Origin of the sequence: Mesorhizobium sp. M7D.F.Ca.US.004.03.1.1, assembly GCF_003998635.1 — a bacterium.
Lineage (GTDB): Bacteria > Pseudomonadota > Alphaproteobacteria > Rhizobiales > Rhizobiaceae > Mesorhizobium > Mesorhizobium loti.
The window spans coordinates 1-768 of the sequence record NZ_RZQG01001553.1 but is presented as its reverse complement, the minus strand read 5'-3'; the positions used below and the strand labels follow the sequence as shown (position 1 = coordinate 768).

The 768-nt window shown below is 61.6% G+C and carries 1 protein-coding gene; it reads left to right on the top strand.

Features of this window, described 5'->3' with window-relative positions; translation table 11 throughout:
- Positions 1-230 precede the first annotated feature (230 nt).
- A partial coding sequence (locus EN935_RS38630) for a homocysteine S-methyltransferase family protein (RefSeq protein WP_206534706.1) occupies positions 231-768 on the top strand: 538 nt, incomplete at its 3' end.

The following is a 768-nucleotide window of genomic DNA, read 5'->3' as shown; positions in this document are numbered from 1 at the left end:
CATTTGCTCGACAAATCCGGCCATGCGCCATTCTGGGATTCGCCGGATCGCTTCAATCCGATCTTCGCCCGCTTCCTGGCAAGCGTCGACAGAGCGTAGGTCCGTCAGAAAACCGGCGCCCCGGACCCCGCCTTCGTGGCGGGTGGGTGACAATCATGAGCGTCTGTCGTATATTGACATAAAGATATCCTTATGTGACATGGATCGGCTTGTCGCCAAAGGGATAAAAAATGTCGCAGAATTCTGCATCGCTGGACGCATTGTTCGGCCCCGTTGCGGCAAAACCCGACGGTTCGGACGTGCTTGCGGCGCTCACAGTGGCGGCGCGCGAACGCATCCTCATCCTTGACGGTGCCATGGGCACGCAGATCCAGGGCCTCGGCTTTGACGAGGACCAGTTTCGCGGCGAGGCCTTCGCCGGCTGCGCCTGCCACCAGCAAGGCAACAACGATCTTCTGATCCTGACCCAGCCTGGGGCGATCGAGGAAATCCACTATCAGTACGCCATATCAGGCGCCGACATCTTGGAGACCAACACTTTCTCCTCGACCTCGATCGCCCAGGCCGATTACGGCATGGAGGATGCCGTCTACGCGCTGAATCGCGATGGCGCGCGACTGGTGCGGCGCGCCGCTATTCGTGCCGAGCAGCAGGACGGCAAGCGCCGTTTCGTCGCCGGCGCGCTCGGGCCGACCAACCGCACCGCCTCGATGTCGCCGGATGTGAACAATCCCGGCTATCGTGCCGTGACCTTCGACGATCTGCGCC